1 protein-coding gene is annotated in these 371 nt (G+C 30.7%); it reads right to left on the bottom strand.

The genetic code is table 11. The annotated features are described in order from the left end of the window. Positions 1-99: 99 nt before the first annotated feature. Positions 100-371 (bottom strand): hypothetical protein (locus tag EM932_RS20720; protein ID WP_211344336.1); only part of this gene is annotated, 272 nt, incomplete at its 5' end.

The following is a 371-nucleotide window of genomic DNA, read 5'->3' as shown; positions in this document are numbered from 1 at the left end:
TTCGCTTGTGAATGTCAATTCCAATGTATAACTTTGGGTAGGCAGTAATTTGAGTGTTCATATCTTTTATATTTTTTGTGATCTATAAAGATACTCGACTTACTGCTTTTTCATGGATGCTATAAAAAATTGCTGTTTTATGCTTAACCAATGTGAGTTGCTTTGTTTGCTAGCTTCTGATTTTCCTTCGGAAAATCCTCGCACACAAACACGCAATTTTCCATATACATAAACGTTGTGGTGAATTAGAACACGTTTATCATAGTAAATCAAAGTCATCATGAAACAGTATCTTGTGTTAATTTTGCTTGTAATTTTAATAGGTAATACTTCATTAAAAACAGATAATCCTCCAAATATTGTTTTTGTAT

This window comes from Flavivirga rizhaonensis (genome assembly GCF_004791695.1).
Classification (GTDB): Bacteria; Bacteroidota; Bacteroidia; order Flavobacteriales; family Flavobacteriaceae; genus Flavivirga; species Flavivirga rizhaonensis.
The sequence above is the reverse complement of the archived record's forward strand: the minus strand, read 5'-3'. Positions and strand labels throughout refer to the sequence as shown.